Consider the following 15402-nt stretch of genomic DNA (forward strand, 5'->3'; position numbering starts at 1 on the left):
TGGATCCACGATGGAGTCATGGTTTCCGCTCCTGATCACACCCACGATGGCGAGCCCGTCACCCATGTGACCACATCGGTGGCCCGGCGCATCGAATCCGGACGCGAGCATGACTTCGTGACCTGGACCGACGCGGGAATCGCGTTGGCTCGCACATTCCCCGGGTTCCTCGGCGGTGGATGGCTGCGGTCGAGCAGCAAACCCGACGAGTACTACGTCGTCTATCGGTTTGTCGACGACGACGCGCTCGACGACTGGAACTCCTCGCCGGTGCGGCGGGCGTGGCTGTCGCGCGGTGAGGGTGTCGCCGTCGACTATGCGACGCACCGTCTCTCCGGCATCGAGGGGTGGTTCGAACCACAGTCGACGCTGACCAACGCGGTACGTGTGATGGGTGCGCCGCCGCCGCGGTGGAAGCAGGCGATCACCATCTGGCTCGGATTCTTCCCCATGTCGTTGCTGATCAACTTTCTGGTGATCCCGCATCTCGGTGCGATGCCGCTGGTGGTGAAGACCCTCATCGCGACACTCATCAACACCCCGCTCATGGTGTATCTCGTACTGCCGTGGATCACAAAACGACTCGCGCGGTGGCTCCACTGAGGAACGTCGAGGGGCAGTCGCCTAGTCTTGATGGGGTTGCCGGTGCGCGCTCGGACGAGCAGCCGCGCCCGCAGGTGAGGAAGGACGTGATCTCTTCAAATGTCTGACAAATCTGGGTCACAGGACGCAGGGTCGGCGATCTCGCGCGACCAGGTGGCGCACCTGGCACGGCTATCGCGACTCGCGCTCGACGACGACGAACTCGATCTCTATGCGCAGCAGCTCGATTCGATTCTGACGCACGTCGCGCAGGTCTCCGAGGTCGCGGCCGACGACGTGCCACCGACCGCGCACCCCGCCGAGTTGGCCAACGTCCTGCGTGAGGATGTCGTCGCGCCCGGCCTGACCACCGAACAGGCGCTCTCCGGTGCGCCGTCCGTCGAACAGGACCGGTTCGCGGTCCCGCAGATCCTCGGGGAGGAACAGTGAGCACCCAGACGCCTGCCACCCGTGCCGCGGGGGACATCACGGGGCTCTCGGCCGCTGAGTTGGGCGAGAAGATCGCGTCCCGTGAACTCTCCTCCGTCGAGGTCACCCAGGCGTACCTCGACCGTATCGCCGAGATCGACGCTCAGCTCGGCGCATTTCTCCACGTCAGCGGGTCCGAGGCGCTCGTCGCCGCGAAAGCCGCCGACGACGCGATTGCCGCGGGCGAGGCGTCGTCACCGTTGACCGGTGTCCCGTTGGCGCTCAAAGATGTGTTCACCACGACGGATGCGCCGACCACGTGCGGTTCCAAGATCCTCGAAGGCTGGGTGCCGCCGTACGATTCGACGGTCACCACACGGCTTCGTGCGGCGGGCATTCCGATTCTCGGCAAGACCAACATGGACGAGTTCGCGATGGGCAGTTCCACCGAGAACTCCGCCTATCAGGTGACGCGCAACCCGTGGGATACCACGCGTATCCCCGGTGGATCGGGCGGCGGCAGCGCTGCGGCGCTCGCGTCGTACCAGGCGCCCCTTGCCATCGGCACCGACACCGGCGGCTCGATCCGTCAGCCGGCTGCGGTCACCGCGACAGTCGGCGTCAAGCCCACCTACGGTACGGTGTCGCGCTACGGACTCGTCGCCTGCGCATCGTCGTTGGACCAGGGCGGCCCGTGCGGTCGCACCGTCCTCGACACGGCGCTTCTGCACGAGGTGATCGCCGGCCACGATCCACGCGATTCCACCTCGATCGACGTCGCGGTACCCGACGTCGTCGGCGCTGCCCGTGCGGGAGCGTCCGGAGACCTGTCCGGTGTGCGCGTCGGCGTCGTGACCGAACTGCAGGGGGAGGGCTACCAGCCGGGCGTCCTGGAGTCATTCGAGCGAGCCGTCGCAACTCTGACCGACCGCGGCGCCGAAGTGGTGGAGGTGTCGTGTCCACACTTCACCTACGCGCTCGGCGCGTACTACCTGATCCTGCCGAGCGAGGTGTCGTCGAACCTCGCCCGTTTCGACGGCATGCGGTACGGGCTGCGCGTCGGTGACGACGGCAAGCACAGTGCAGAAGAAGTGATGGCGTTGACGCGCGAGGCCGGATTCGGTCCAGAAGTCAAGCGTCGCATCATGATCGGTACCTACGCACTGTCGTCGGGTTACTACGACGCCTACTACGGTCAGGCACAGAAGGTGCGCACGCTGATCGCCCGCGACTTCACCGCCGCCTTCGAGAACGTCGACGTCCTCGTGTCGCCCACCACGCCGACCACGGCATTCCCCATCGGCGACAAGGTCGACGACCCGCTGAGCATGTACCTGTTCGACCTGTGCACACTCCCGGTCAACCTCGCGGGTGTCGGCGCGATGTCGGTGCCGTCCGGGCTGTCGGGTGACGACGGTCTGCCGGTCGGGTTGCAGATCATGGCTCCGGCACTCGCCGATGACCGGCTCTATCGCGTGGGCGCGGCGTACGAGGCGGCGCGCGGCCCGATCGTCTGATCGCGACGGCACACCGGGATCACCGCGGAACCTGATCGGTGCCACGGTAGCGGTGGCCGACCCCCGCGGGACCGTCGAGCGACCCGAGCAGGTCGGCGGAGGTCTGCACGAACGTCGCCAGTGGTATCCACGGGACGTGTCTGGTCGGCCTGCCGACCGTCACCGTGTCGGAGGGTCGGCTCGGCGGACGCCAAACGACCGCAGGCGACCAGGCGGTCACCGGGTCGGTTGCGTTCGCGATCACCCGCCGCGGTGATCCGTGCGCGTGTGTATCGATCGTGTCGGCGGGAACCCCGGAGAGGACCGTGGTCCACAGTGCGCCGGGCCGGTGCTCGTCTGCCCATACCCGGGCGGTCTCGGCTCCGAGTGCGCCGAGACTTTGTCCGTAGAGAATGACGAGCGGACGCCGTTGCGGTGGAACGGCGTCGAGTTCGGCGGTCAGAGCCGACAGCACTGCGACCGATGCGCGGCCTGCTGCTCCGCGATCTGTGACGAAGGCACGCCACGACTGAGTCGACGCGTAGCGAGGTGCGATGGTGTGCATCCGGCCGACACGGTCACCGATTGCTGCGAGCGCCCCGGGGTCGATCCATCCCGACCCGGTGGGTACCGCGATCAGCACGGCATCGTCGTCCGGGCCGCCCCGCTCGACCCACTGCCGGACAAGAGCTTTTGCGTCGGCGTCGGTCGTGACCCGCGCACTCAGCGTCGACGCCGAGGCAGTTCCGGTACTTGGCGCGAGCAGGCCGGCCGCCAGTGAGATCGCGGCAGCGATGGCCAGTGCACTCGCACGTGGCAGCCAGACCATGGCCGCGACCACCGCGAGTGTCGGGCAGACAAGGAACACCACCCACTCCGGACCGACGGACCCATAGCCGAGCTCACTGCGAATCGTGTTCTGCCACGCCATATTCACTATCGACGCCAGGATGAGAACGGCTGCGACGACCACGGTCGGCCACCAGTGGGTGGTGTGTCGGGGCCGGCGGCACAGTCTCAGGCCGAGCATCGTGCACCCGACGGTGACGCCCGCGCAGAGTGCCATCACCAGTCCTGCGAGCCACGGCGTCCGCGGAAGCGGAGACGGCCAGAGTCCGATCACGGCTGCGAGGATCACCGCGGCTGCGATCGCCGGCTGCGGAGGTGCCGGCGTCGCGGGGTTCCGGCTGCCGCGTGAGGCGGTCATCGCGTCATTTCCGACGATGCGCGGGCACCGTCGTGGTCCTCGGAACCACTGTGCACGAGATGGCTGATCGCCGACGCGGCGATCGACAGCAGATTCGCACGGTCCTTCGGGGGGCCGTCGCCCTCATTCCAGGTGTTCATCGCGAGTCCGACCCGCGCCAATTCTGCGGCTCCCGCGCACAAAGGATCGTGACAGGTCTCGCGCATTCGGGAGACAAGCATCGTGTCGAGCCCCAGCCGCGCCCACGCCCCGAGAGGATGTCCGATCCGATCGGCATAGCGCAATGTGTCGTACCCGAGATCGTGTGTGCGGCACAGTGGTTCAAATTCGTCAGGCATCGGCACCGGCGACGAGCAGCCGCCGTCGGGGTTACTCGCCTCGGCGCCTTCGAGAATCGGTTGATATCCCATCCTCGTTGCGAAATCCGCTGGTACCGCGGCGATCGCGCGCGCACCATCACCGGCGAGCATCAGCTTGATGACCTCGGCGGCAGCGGGGTCTTCGGTGGGGAGGCGCGGATCTCGCGTTCGCAGATCCGACGTCGGATCGGCGGTTGGCCGGGACGCGACGCGCTGGTCTGTTGATGTCGTCGGGCGCGCGCTGACCGACGCGTCGGGGACGAAGGTGCCCTCGAGGATCAGTCCGATGAGCAGCAACCCCGCCGCCCAGCGTCGACGCCGGTGAACAAAGCGAGGTAGTCGGTGTTTCGCAGGCATGTCATGGACGCTAGAAGTGCAGGTCACCGCCCCACATCGGACGCGAGTCGGGTTCTCGCACAGCCCTTTCGCGGTGCCCGTGGACCGCCCTCTGCTACCGCAGACCGATCCCGATCTCACTCTCAGGTATGAGGACATCGTGGATCGGCTCGCCTACGGTGAAGGGCGAGGTGATCTGATGATGAAACACATGAGGGCCGGAATCCGTAAGGGCGGTTCGGCCCTCGTCGACGAGGTGCGTGCCATTCCTGCGCTGTCGGATCCCGATGTGCGACGGTACTTCTCGTCGCGCATGAACGTGTTCTTCCTCGTCGTCGCCCTCACGCTGTTCGCCGTGGCGTGGCCGACGGCGAGTCTGACCCACGACGTCCCCGCGTACGCGATGCCGGTGACTGCTGCCGCGATCGCGTGGCCGGTCGCCCTGTCGTGGTCGGCACCCGTTGTCGGATGGGCTGTTTCGTTGCTCGCGGCGATGATCATCGGGTCTGTCGTACCCACGGTTGGCGGGTGGCCCTGGTCGATTCAGGTCACGCACATCATCGCGATGCTCGTGCTGTCGTTCATGGCAGCACTGCGGTGCCCGTTGCGGTGGTTGCCCGTCATCTGGTTGGCCTCGACGTTGGTCCTGGTGAACGCGGCTCCCGATGAGCAGCGTCCGGGATGGATCTTCGGTCTGACCTCCAGCGCCGTCGTGATCGCGCTCCTGCGTGGACTGTTTGCTTCCCGTCGACAACTCGCCGAGCGCACTCGGGAGACCAGGGCCGCAGAGTCGGAGGCCGCTGTCCTGCAGGAGCGGGCACGAATTGCCCGTGACCTGCATGACATCGTCGCGCATCGGATGTCGATGGTGGTGGTGATGGCCCAGACGGCCCGGTATCGATTGCCCGATGTCAGCGACGACGCGGCCGCCGAGTTCGACGCGATCGCCACGGCTGCGCGCACCTCACTCGAGGAGGTGCGGCAATTGCTCGGCGTTCTGCGGGAGTCCGACGAGACCCCGACCGGTTCGGGCGCGCGCACCGCGCCGAACCCCGGCCTCGAACAGGTCGAGTCCTTGGTTGCGGCGACACGTCGTGCAGGCGCCGATGTGCAGTTGCACCTCGCAACGCCACTGGCGGACGTCGGCGAAGCCTCGGGACTCGCGGTGTACCGGATCGTGCAGGAGTCGTTGGCCAATGCGACCCGGCATGCGCCCGGTGCTCGGATCGACATCTGGCTTCGTGAGGGCACGGCCGATCAGGTTGAGCTCGCCATCGTCAACGGGCCGGGCACCGATCCGTCGCTTGACCTGGCGGGCAACGGGGCGGGTATCCCCGGGATGATCGACCGGGCGCGCAGTGTCGGCGGATCGCTCGTCACCGCGGTGACCCCCGATCACGGGTTCGCGGTGCGTGCCTGGCTTCCCGCCTCGTCCGAGCGCGGTGAGCGAGCCGTCACCGATGGGTCCGCCGGTCGCGTCGCGATCGCAGAGCATTCGATCAGCGGCCGACGCACGAGTGGTTCGTCGGACGCGGAAGGGTAGCGTGCGTCCGGTGCCGATCACGCTTGTCATCGTCGACGACCAGGCAATGGTCCGACAGGGATTCTCGGCGCTGCTCGCCGCCCAGCCCGACTTCTCGGTTCTCGGCGACGCCGCCGACGGTGTCGAGGCCGTCGAGTTGTGCGCCAGGGTGAGGCCTGACGTCGTACTCATGGATGTGCGGATGCCCAGGCGCGACGGACTGTGGGCGGCACAGCGCATCCTGGCCGGGCAGCGGTCCGGCCAGCCGACCGTCGAATCCGCCACGGATGGGGGAAGCCCGGCGAACGGCGCTGCGGGCAACACACGCGTGCTGATGCTGACGACCTTCGACATCGACGACTACGTGTACGAGGCGCTCCGCATCGGCGCGTCCGGCTTCCTGCTCAAGGACGCGCCCGCTGACGAACTCGTGCGCGCCGTACGTGTGGTAGCAGCGGGCGAGGCGTTGCTGGCGCCGTCGATCACCCGCAGATTCATCGCCGAGGTGACGGCACGGCGTGAGCGCCGCACCCGGTCGCCCGAGCTCGGCTCGCTCACACCACGCGAGCGTGAGGTGCTCGAGCTCGTGGCGGAGGGAAAGTCCAACGCCGAGATCGCGGGCGAGCTGTTCGTCACCGAGCAGACGGTCAAGACGCACGTCAGCGGACTGCTCGGAAAACTGGGGTTGCGTGATCGCGCTCAAGCCGTCGTCTACGCCTACGAGAACGGCGTGAAGTGACGCGGGTTGTCAGAGGTGCCGGCATTCGTCGTCGTCCGGCGCGGTGCACCGCAGCCCACTAGATTGGACAGCGTCAACCCGGACGGCGGAAGGCAAGAAGACACATGGCGAAGAGATACGGCATCCTCACCTCCGGAGGCGATTGCCCGGGTCTCAATGCGGTGATCCGTGGCGCGGTCCTCAAGGGCGAGACTGTCTACGGACAGGAGTTCGTCGGCTTCCGTGACGGTTGGTACGGGCTGGTGTACGGCGACATCATCGAGCTCTCTCGCACACGCGTCCGCGGCCTGAGCCACGAGGGCGGAACGATCCTCGGTACCAGCCGTTTCGGTCCGTATTCCGAACCCGACGGCGGCGCCGAGAACATCAAGAAGGTACTCAAGAACCTCGAGATCGACGGTGTGATCGCAATCGGTGGAGACGGCACCGCTGCCGCCTCGCAGCGGCTCTACGAGGACGGCATCAACATCGTCGGTGTTCCCAAGACCATCGACAACGACATCGCCGCCACCGATTACACGTTCGGCTTCAACACCGCTGTCGAGATCGCCACCGAATCAATCGATCGTCTGCGCACCACGGGCAACTCTCACAAACGCTGCATGGTGCTCGAGGTGATGGGCCGTCACGCGGGGTGGATCGCGTTGCATTCGGGCATTGCGGGTGGTGCGCATGCGATCCTGATTCCCGAGCATCCGGAAAGCCTGAACCAGATCTGCGCGTGGGTCACGAGCGTCAAGAATCGTGGCCGCTCGCCGATGGTCGTCGTCGCCGAGGGTTTCACGTTGCCCGACATGGAGACCGCGCACTCGACCAAGGGACTCGACGGATTCAACCGTCCCCGACTCGGCGGCATCGCCGAGGTTCTCGCACCGATGATCGAGGAACGCACCGGGATCGAGACTCGCGCGACCGTCCTCGGCCACGTGCAACGCGGCGGTGTTCCGACCGCTTTTGACCGGGTACTGGCCACCAGACTCGGTATGGCCACCACCGACCTCGTCGCCGACAAGGGCTGGGGGCAGATGGTCGTGCTGCGTGGGACGGAGATCGAGCGCACCACGTTCGACGAGGCGCTCGCCAACCACAAGCAGGTGCCCGCGGCCCAGTATCAGGAGATGCGGGTCATCTTCGGCTGACGACCCGACCGACCCGGCGATGCGCGCACGCATAAACTGGGTGCCATGACTGCCGCGACCGCCGAACTGATGGACTACGACCAGGTCATCGATGAGTTCGATCCCGTTCTGGGGCTCGAGGTGCACGTCGAGCTCGGCACCGACACCAAGATGTTCTGTGCGTGCCCGACCACCTTCGGTGCAGATCCCAACACCCAGGTGTGCTCGGTGTGTATCGGGCTGCCGGGGTCGTTGCCGGTGGCCAATGCAAAGGCCATCGAGTACGCGATCCGTATCGGCCTGGCGTTGAACTGCTCGATCCGACCGTCGAGCACGTTCGCACGCAAGAACTACTTCTATCCGGACCAGCCCAAGAACTATCAGATCTCCCAGTACGACGATCCGATCGCCTACGACGGTCATCTCGACGTGGTGCTCTCCGACGGAACGACCTGGCGGGTGGAGATCGAGCGTGCACACATGGAGGAGGACACGGGCAAGTCGCTGCACGTCGGTGGTGACGGCCGAATCCACGGTGCCGACCACTCGCTCCTCGACTACAACCGCGCGGGTGTACCGCTCGTCGAGATCGTGACGAAGCCGGTCACCGGCGCGGGTGCGCGAGCACCGGAGGTAGCGCGCGCCTACGTATCGGCATTGCGCGACCTGCTCAAGTCTCTCGACGTCTCCGACGTTCGGATGGACCAGGGCTCACTGCGCTGCGACGCCAATGTCTCGCTGATGCGCAAGGGCGCCACCGAGTTCGGCACCCGCACCGAGACCAAGAACGTCAACTCACTCAAGAGTGTCGAGGTCGCTGTGGCGTACGAGATGCGCAGGCAGGCAGCGGTTCTCGAGTCGGGCGGCGAGGTCATCCAGGAGACCCGGCACTTCCACGAGGCCGACGGCACCACGTCGGCTGGGCGTCGGAAAGAGACCGCAGAAGACTACCGGTACTTCCCGGAGCCCGATCTTCCTCCCGTGCAACCGGATTCGGCGTGGGTGGCAGAGATCGCCGCGGCGCTTCCCGAACTACCGTGGGTACGTCGCGCGCGGATACAGACCGAATGGGGTGTCTCCGACGAGGTGATGCGTGATCTGGTGAATGTCGGCGCAGTCGACCTCATCATCGCGACGGTCGATGCCGGTGCCTCTCCCGAGGCCGCACGTGGCTGGTGGGTGTCGTTCCTGGCGCAACAGGCCAATTCCCGCGAGGTCGAACTCGCCGACCTGGCCATCACACCCGCTCAGGTTGCCACGATCATCGGACTCGTCGATGAGGGCAAGCTGACGACCAAGCTCGCGCAACAGGTCGCGGTCGCGGTGCTCGACGGCGAGGGTGAGCCCGAGCAGATCGTCGCCGACCGCGGACTCGAGGTTGTCCGCGACGACTCTGCGCTGCAGAAGGCGGTTGACGAGGCGCTCGCGGCCAACCCCGACATCGCCGACAAGATCCGGGGCGGCAAGGTGGCCGCCGCCGGAAAGATCGTCGGCGACGTCATGAAGGCGACGCGCGGCCAGGCCGATCCGGCCAGGGTGAAGGAACTGGTCATCGCTGCCTGTTCCTGAGCATCTGAGGCGCCAGGGTGTGCACCGTCGAGCTGACCCCTGCGGACTCACGGCGCTGGTCGCTCACCCCGTTGGAAGCAACGCGATCACGTCGTCGTCGACACCCGCATCGACGAGTTGTGACCGCGTCTGGCGCAACCAGGTGTCGGCCCATGCCGGGTTGATTGTGCGCAGGATGTCGAACTGCGCTTGCCACGACACCCGACGGAAATCGGGTGTGCCTGGTGGATGCAGTCGCCGGGACATCCTCTCAGCGATCGATTCCGCCACGAAGAAGAGGAATTCGTCGGCTGAGGTGGTCTGACGGTCGGAGACGATGTTGGCCCGTTCCCTGACAGTCAGGTGCCACACGCCGTGCTTCTGCCAGCATGACGGGACGCCGTCATCACGAAGGTGCGACAGTTCGGGCAGATCCTCGTCGATGGCGCCCATCCGACGACCGAGTTCGACGATGCGTGACTTCATCGATTCATCGAGCCCGCCATCGACGACAGTCATCCCGCGGTCACCGGCGGAAAGGTCTGCAACAGGTACCCGGCACACAGCAGCCATCCGACGTTGACGGTGGTTCCGCACTGCGGATTACTCGGCAGGAGCTGTTGCACCACTTCGTATTGTGTGCCGAGGCCGGGCTGTTCGAAGGCGGGCGCGATCGGGCCGCTGTAGAGCGGGAGCTGTTTGACCACTTGGTAGACGTGGTAGTTGCAGTATCGGGGACTCGCGCTGTTGACGAGATTCGACGGTGGCAGAGAGCGTTTCGCATATCTCGTGCCCGTGGGTGCGAAGAAGTTGCCGCCCTCGCCGCCGTAGCGGTCGATGCTCTTGCCGACTGCCAGCGTGGCGCGACGCTTGACCGGCTTGCCGTTCCTGATCACATATCCCTGTTGTTCGGGGTAGCGCCAGCTCGGCTGGGGGACTGCATTCGGATCCCACCACTTGGTCAAGAAGTCCTGGGGATCGGTGAAGTTCCCCAGCCTCTTGTAGCCGATCAGCTCGGGCCCGACTGGTGCTTCGGTAGAGAGTTCCTTCGGGCCGAGGCGCCAGTCGCCCGGGCTGTACAGGTCTGCGGAGCAGCCCGCCGAAGTACCCGGTCCCTGACCGAGACTGCCGAGATCGGGCCAGGCGGGCCACGGAGCTGCTGTCGCCACACCGACAGAACCGAAAGCGAGGGTGACGATGAACGAGAGTGCGAGAACAAGAACGCGACGACGCATCGGCCGTGCCTTTCGCAGATGATTGGTGGTGATGGCAGCCTAGAGGCAGCTGCCCCCCGATCCTCGCACTTGTCGCGGAATCTGCCCGAGCATCGGTCGACAGCACACGACTCGGAGAGCGTTCTCCGCAGTCAGGTCCTGTTCTCCGACGATGCAGGTGGAATGAAACGCACGACGCGGTCGTCGGTGCCGACAGGATTTCCTGAAGCCTTGTTCACGGTCGCGAAAAGCATGGCGCCGCTGGTGGAACTGACGATCCTGCCGAGAGCGCCGTAGCGCTTCTCGAGAACCACCACCGGCGGGGTGATCGTCGGTTTGTCGCGAGTCGGTTCGGTAAGGGAGAGGATCTGCTGGGTGCGAGTGGTCGTGACGAAGATCTGGCCCGCCGAGACCGCGCACCCGGCGACCTCGGGCCGGTCCGGCCAGGTCCACAGCACCTTGGGGCCCGCGGATTCGACGATCTGTAAGCGGTCCTCGGTCGACGTGCGGTCGGACACGTAGAGCGCTCCGGTGTCGTTGTGGCAGAGCGCCACATTCGAGGCGAAACCCGACGCGAGGACTTTCGGTGCGGGGTTGGCGCCCGATCCGAAGGATGTGACGGACAGCAATTTGCCCGCCAGTGACGAGGGGTTGGCGGCCGCCGCCGGATCGCCCGCATCGCCTGTGGCGACGAGGAGTTCGGTGGGAGAGCGGAAGTACAGTGCACCCATGTTTCCGGTGGCGCCCTTGGGAATCCCGGTCAGAATGGGCTTGGCGACGTCACCCGGTGCAATGCGGACCACCCGATTGTCCGACGCCGTGGTGATCAGCGCGTAGATGAGGCGGTCCTGGCTGTAGGAGGGCGACAACGCGAAGTCGATGAGGCCGCCATCGCCCGAACCGTCGACGTCGAACGAGGCGATCGCCCGTTGCGGGCCGTATCTCTTGGCGGTGATCAGCTTGCCCGTCGTCCGTTCGGCGACGACCGTTGTGGTCGCCTGGTCGTCGCCCGCCATCACGCCTCCGGTGGACGCGAGGCAGGTGGCGATCACCTGCGGGTCGGGATCGACGCACGGCCCGGTCGGCGGCGGCCCGGGATTCTCGGGCGTGCTCGGCGCAGGAGTGGGCGTCTGTTGCTTCTGCTGCAGGGATTCGTTGTTGGCAGAGAATTGGCCCGCAGACCTGTCACGATCCTGCCCGGAGAAGTCGGCACATCCGGCGAGCGTGGCCACGAGCAGCATGATCATGCCCGTCAGCAGCGCCCAGAAGCGCAGCCGTCGGTATCCGGCGGCTGCATGCCGCTTCTTCCGCCCCTCACGCATGAACACCACAGTAGGCGATGGCCGACGACTCACCGCGCGCTGTTGGGCGGCGGGCGTCGGGCAACGATCTACAGTCGACTGTGTGACTGAACGAGACGACCGGACTACAGCCGACGACGTCTCCGGAGCAGAATTCGGCTCCGACGATCGCGGTCAGCGCGCCGAGGTCGCCGGGAACGGTACCGGGAAGGTCGCGACAGGTAACGCTGAAACCGGAACCGACGAACCCTACGACAGCTCGAACGGTGGGGGTTCGACGGGAGAGCAGCCTCCGGTTGGCGATTCGGCCAGCCCATACGACGAGACCACCGGACGCATCCCCGTCCAGCAACGTGATGTCGACGACCGCGATTCCTTCTACGACAGGCACTCTCGCGGACGAATGACTCGCGTCGAGGGACTCGACGATCTGGATCCGGACGATGTGCACACGCGTCCGTTCTCCGCGACGCCACCGTCGGCGGGCCGACCCTCGTCACCGTCGGCGGGCCGACCCTCGTCACCGTCGGCGGGCCGACCCTCGTCACCGTCGGCGGGCCGGACGCGTCGCAGGCCCGCGCCGCAGCGCGCCGACGACACCGACACCGAACGGTTTGTGAGTGCTCAACGCGCATCCGAGCCTGCAACGCCCGATCCCGCGCCCGAGTACCGCGATGCGGGATACGACGAGGTATATGGGGTCGCCGAGCCTGTCACTGAACGCCACGACACCGCGGTCATCGACGCCGCAGCTTCCGACCCCGCTCTCGCCCATCCCGCTCTCGCCCATCCCGATCTCACCGAGACCGCCGCCATAGGTGACGGGCACGGCGACGCGGGGCCGTCGCACGAGCACACCGGCCACGGTGACTCGGACACCGCAGCGGTGCCGCGCGCGCGGCGCGGCACACTCGACCTCGGACTTCTGCTGCTGCGGGTGGCCGTCGGCGTCGTCGTCATGGCTCACGGCTTGTCGCACCTGTTCGGCTGGTGGAACGGCGCCGGTCTCGACGGATTCGCGAACGAGCTGCTCAACACCGCCAACCCCGCGATCGGGTTCGCAGCCGATGCCGCCAAACCGCTGGCCGCGGGCATCGCACTCGCTGAGACGATCGGCGGTCTCATGGTGATCGTTGGGCTACTCACGCCGATCGGAGCGTCGGCGATCGTGGCGGTGATGCTGTTGGCTGCCGCGTTCAGAATCACGACGAGCGGCGGATTCGAGTTCTTCGCGACCGCGAACGGTGTTGAGTTCGAACTGATGATGGCCGCGGCGGCCGCGGCTCTGGTTCTCACCGGGCCGGGTCTGTACTCGCTCGACTACCCACGCGGATGGGCACGGCGCCCGTTCGTCGGGTCGGTGTTGTGGCTGGTCGTCGCCGTCGCCGTCGCCTGCGTGATCTGGATCTTCTGCAACGGCACCGATCCGTTCACCTCACCGGGGAATCCCCGGTGAGGTGAACGGGCGGACGGGTGATCGGCGCGTGATCTCTCAGTCGACCTTGCGAACTGCGCCCTGATCGGCTGACGTCGCAAGCTTGGCGTAAGCGCGCAGCGCAGTCGAGACCTTGCGATCGCGATCCTTGGGCTGCCACGGACGCTCGGAGGCCTCCATCTTCGCGCGGCGCTCGGCGAGCACGTCGTCGTCGACCAACATCTTCAGCGTGCGGGTCGCGACGTCGATGAGGATCTCGTCACCGTTTTCGACCAGGCCGATGTCGCCGCCTGCGGCGGCCTCGGGGGAGGCGTGACCGATCACGAGCCCCGATGATCCGCCGGAGAACCGCCCGTCGGTGACCAGACCGCACTTCTTGCCCATGCCTGTGCCCTTCATGAAGGCCGTCGGGTGCAGCATCTCCTGCATACCCGGTCCGCCCGCCGGTCCCTCGTAGCGGATCACCAGGACTTCGCCCGCCTGCAGTTCTTTGGACAGGATGGCGTGAACCGCGTCCTCCTGGCTCTCGACGACGCGCGCGGGTCCTTGGAAGTGCCACAGCGACTCGTCGACACCCGCGGTCTTGAGGACCGCACCGTTCTCGGCGAGGTTGCCGTGCAGGACACACAGGCCACCTTCGACGGTGTAGGCGTGCTCGATATCGCGGATGCAGCCGTCGGCGGCGTCGGTGTCCAACGACTCCCAGCGATTCGACGTCGAGAACGGTTCGGTGGTGCGAACGCCACCCGGCGCTGCGTGGAAGAGCTCGATCGCCTCGGGGATCGCGGTGCCGCTACGAATGTCCCAGTCGGCCAGGTACGCCTCGAGCGACGGGGCGTGGACCGGACGGACATCGGTGTTGAGCAGCCCACCGCGATTCAGCTCGCCCAGGATCGCGGGGATGCCGCCGGCGCGGTGCACGTGCTCCATGTAGTACTTCGGAGAGTTCGGTGCGACCTTGCAGACACAGGGGACGTTGCGCGAGATGCGGTCGATGTCGGTGAGGGTGAAGTCGACCTCGCCCTCCTGGGCGGCCGCGAGGATGTGCAGGACTGTGTTGGTGGAGCCACCCATGGCGACGTCGAGCGCCATCGCGTTCTCGAAGGCCTCGCGAGTGGCGACGCTGCGCGGCAGCACTGACTCGTCGTCGTCGTGGTAGTAGCGCTTGGCGATGTCGACGACCAGCGTGCCTGCCTTGGTGAACAGGTCGCGTCGGGCGACCTGGGTCGCCAATGTCGATCCGTTGCCGGGCAGCGACAGGCCGAGTGCCTCGGTCAGACAGTTCATCGAGTTGGCGGTGAACATGCCCGAGCACGAGCCGCACGTCGGGCATGCCGAGCGCTCGACGGTGAGCAGTTCGTCGTCGTTGACGTTGCTGTCGGCCGAGGCGCTGATCGCGTCGATGAGGTCGGTGCCCGGATGAACGACGCCGTTGATCACGACGGAGGTCCCGGCCTCCATCGGACCGCCGGAGACGAACACCGTCGGTATGTTCAGGCGCATCGCCGCGTTGAGCATTCCCGGAGTGATCTTGTCGCAGTTGGAGATACAGACGAGAGCATCGGCGGTGTGCGCGTTCACCATGTACTCGACGGAGTCGGCGATGATCTCGCGGCTCGGCAGCGAGTAGAGCATGCCGCCATGGCCCATCGCGATTCCGTCGTCGACGGCGATCGTGTTGAACTCTTTGGACACCCCGCCTGCGGCCGCCACGGCCTCCGCGACGATCTCTCCGACGTTCTTGAGGTGCACGTGACCGGGCACGAACTGCGTGTACGAGTTGGCAATGGCGACGATCGGCTTGCCGAAATCGTCTTCGGACATTCCGGTTGCGCGCCACAGTGCGCGAGCGCCGGACGCTTCGCGACCGACAGTGGTGGTTCGTGACCTCAAGGCTGGCATGGAGATTCCTCGATCAGTTCGGTGTCCGCACAGGGCGGAGCGTGTGGACTCGTTGCGCGTCGTTGTGCGTGACAACGTCGCGCCCGGCACAAATATTCGTCGCAGACATCTGCGCCTGACACCGCGGCGGGTCCGCGCCGGGGTTCGTCTGGGCTGTGAGCAACCGGTCGTCGACGCCGATAGACGCGACGATTCGGGCTCGACAATTCACGGT

14 protein-coding genes are annotated in these 15402 nt (G+C 66.4%); 8 read left to right on the forward strand and 6 right to left on the reverse strand.

The annotated features are described in order from the left end of the window. Positions 1-18 precede the first annotated feature (18 nt). The 3 genes from GOACH_RS11540 to gatA all read left to right on the forward strand — a co-directional run bounded on the left by GOACH_RS11540 (position 19) and on the right by gatA (position 2528). The gene (locus GOACH_RS11540; RefSeq protein WP_005174741.1) at positions 19-603 is read left to right on the forward strand and encodes an antibiotic biosynthesis monooxygenase; all 585 of its coding nucleotides are present in this window, start codon (positions 19-21) and stop codon (positions 601-603) included. Between the two features lie 99 nt (positions 604-702). Next, a complete protein-coding gene (gatC, locus tag GOACH_RS11545) occupies positions 703-1032 on the forward strand; it encodes an Asp-tRNA(Asn)/Glu-tRNA(Gln) amidotransferase subunit GatC (protein ID WP_005174742.1) in 330 nt (109 codons plus the stop codon). Next, positions 1029-2528, forward strand: a complete 1500-nt coding sequence (gatA, locus tag GOACH_RS11550) for an Asp-tRNA(Asn)/Glu-tRNA(Gln) amidotransferase subunit GatA (protein WP_005174744.1) — start codon at positions 1029-1031, stop codon at positions 2526-2528. Before gatC ends, gatA begins: the two co-directional genes overlap by 4 nt. 19 nt (positions 2529-2547) lie before the next feature. Here the strand turns inward: gatA and GOACH_RS11555 are convergent, their stop codons facing one another. Beyond that, positions 2548-3714, reverse strand: a complete 1167-nt coding sequence (locus GOACH_RS11555; protein ID WP_005174746.1) for an alpha/beta-hydrolase family protein — start codon at positions 3712-3714, stop codon at positions 2548-2550. Continuing rightward, positions 3711-4430 carry a hypothetical protein gene (locus GOACH_RS11560; protein ID WP_174320831.1) on the reverse strand — a complete coding sequence of 240 codons (720 nt, stop codon included), beginning with the start codon at positions 4428-4430 and terminating at the stop codon, positions 3711-3713. The genes GOACH_RS11555 and GOACH_RS11560 overlap by 4 nt, the downstream gene beginning before the upstream one ends. Positions 4431-4611: 181 nt before the next feature. Here GOACH_RS11560 and GOACH_RS11565 point away from each other — a divergent pair, with 181 nt between their 5' ends. From GOACH_RS11565 to gatB, 4 genes are all read left to right on the forward strand, one after another. Continuing rightward, a complete protein-coding gene (locus GOACH_RS11565) occupies positions 4612-5952 on the forward strand; it encodes a sensor histidine kinase (protein WP_083859057.1) in 1341 nt (446 codons plus the stop codon). 10 nt (positions 5953-5962) lie between these two features. Continuing rightward, positions 5963-6670, forward strand: coding sequence for a response regulator (locus GOACH_RS11570; RefSeq protein WP_040518468.1), 708 nt, complete (start codon positions 5963-5965; stop codon positions 6668-6670). A 104-nt stretch (positions 6671-6774) separates the two neighbouring features. Further along, positions 6775-7809 carry an ATP-dependent 6-phosphofructokinase gene (locus GOACH_RS11575; RefSeq protein ID WP_005174753.1) on the forward strand — a complete coding sequence of 345 codons (1035 nt, stop codon included), beginning with the start codon at positions 6775-6777 and terminating at the stop codon, positions 7807-7809. 45 nt (positions 7810-7854) lie between these two features. Next, complete coding sequence (gene gatB / locus GOACH_RS11580) at positions 7855-9357, forward strand: Asp-tRNA(Asn)/Glu-tRNA(Gln) amidotransferase subunit GatB (RefSeq protein ID WP_005174755.1); 1503 nt, start codon at positions 7855-7857, stop codon at positions 9355-9357. Positions 9358-9420: 63 nt separating this feature from the next. Here gatB and GOACH_RS11585 read toward each other — a convergent pair whose 3' ends face one another. From GOACH_RS11585 to GOACH_RS11595, 3 genes are all read right to left on the reverse strand, one after another. Further along, positions 9421-9855 (reverse strand): Imm63 family immunity protein, encoded by a 435-nt coding sequence (locus GOACH_RS11585; RefSeq protein ID WP_005174757.1) that lies wholly within the window; start codon positions 9853-9855, stop codon positions 9421-9423. Continuing rightward, on the reverse strand, positions 9852-10571 hold the full coding sequence (locus tag GOACH_RS11590) for a TNT domain-containing protein (protein ID WP_005174759.1): 720 nt from the start codon (positions 10569-10571) through the stop codon (positions 9852-9854). Before GOACH_RS11590 ends, GOACH_RS11585 begins: the two co-directional genes overlap by 4 nt. Before the next feature lie 131 nt (positions 10572-10702). Further along, positions 10703-11872 (reverse strand): PQQ-dependent sugar dehydrogenase, encoded by a 1170-nt coding sequence (locus tag GOACH_RS11595; RefSeq protein ID WP_005174761.1) that lies wholly within the window; start codon positions 11870-11872, stop codon positions 10703-10705. A gap of 82 nt (positions 11873-11954) precedes the next feature. On the opposite strand from GOACH_RS11595, the gene GOACH_RS11600 reads away from it, so the two are divergent. Continuing rightward, the gene (locus GOACH_RS11600; RefSeq protein ID WP_005174762.1) at positions 11955-13307 is read left to right on the forward strand and encodes a DoxX family protein; all 1353 of its coding nucleotides are present in this window, start codon (positions 11955-11957) and stop codon (positions 13305-13307) included. 36 nt (positions 13308-13343) lie between these two features. On the opposite strand, the gene ilvD is transcribed toward GOACH_RS11600, so the two are convergent. Continuing rightward, positions 13344-15188 carry a dihydroxy-acid dehydratase gene (gene ilvD, locus GOACH_RS11605; RefSeq protein ID WP_005174763.1) on the reverse strand — a complete coding sequence of 615 codons (1845 nt, stop codon included), beginning with the start codon at positions 15186-15188 and terminating at the stop codon, positions 13344-13346. Positions 15189-15402: the final 214 nt, after the last annotated feature.

Origin of the sequence: Gordonia aichiensis NBRC 108223 (genome assembly GCF_000332975.1) — a bacterium.
GTDB classification, from domain to species: Bacteria; Actinomycetota; Actinomycetes; order Mycobacteriales; family Mycobacteriaceae; genus Gordonia; species Gordonia aichiensis.

Coding starts and splice junctions, on each gene's coding strand:
- GOACH_RS11575 (WP_005174753.1), top strand. CDS start 6,775: ATGGCGAAGAGATACGGCATCCTCACCTCCGGAGGCGATTGCCCGGGT.
- gatB (WP_005174755.1), top strand. CDS start 7,855: ATGACTGCCGCGACCGCCGAACTGATGGACTACGACCAGGTCATCGAT.
- GOACH_RS11540 (WP_005174741.1), top strand. CDS start 19: ATGGTTTCCGCTCCTGATCACACCCACGATGGCGAGCCCGTCACCCAT.
- gatC (WP_005174742.1), top strand. CDS start 703: ATGTCTGACAAATCTGGGTCACAGGACGCAGGGTCGGCGATCTCGCGC.
- GOACH_RS11595 (WP_005174761.1), bottom strand. CDS start 11,872: ATGCGTGAGGGGCGGAAGAAGCGGCATGCAGCCGCCGGATACCGACGG.
- GOACH_RS11560 (WP_174320831.1), bottom strand. CDS start 4,430: ATGCCTGCGAAACACCGACTACCTCGCTTTGTTCACCGGCGTCGACGC.
- ilvD (WP_005174763.1), bottom strand. CDS start 15,188: ATGCCAGCCTTGAGGTCACGAACCACCACTGTCGGTCGCGAAGCGTCC.
- GOACH_RS11555 (WP_005174746.1), bottom strand. CDS start 3,714: ATGACCGCCTCACGCGGCAGCCGGAACCCCGCGACGCCGGCACCTCCG.
- GOACH_RS11585 (WP_005174757.1), bottom strand. CDS start 9,855: ATGACTGTCGTCGATGGCGGGCTCGATGAATCGATGAAGTCACGCATC.
- GOACH_RS11590 (WP_005174759.1), bottom strand. CDS start 10,571: ATGCGTCGTCGCGTTCTTGTTCTCGCACTCTCGTTCATCGTCACCCTC.
- GOACH_RS11565 (WP_083859057.1), top strand. CDS start 4,612: ATGAAACACATGAGGGCCGGAATCCGTAAGGGCGGTTCGGCCCTCGTC.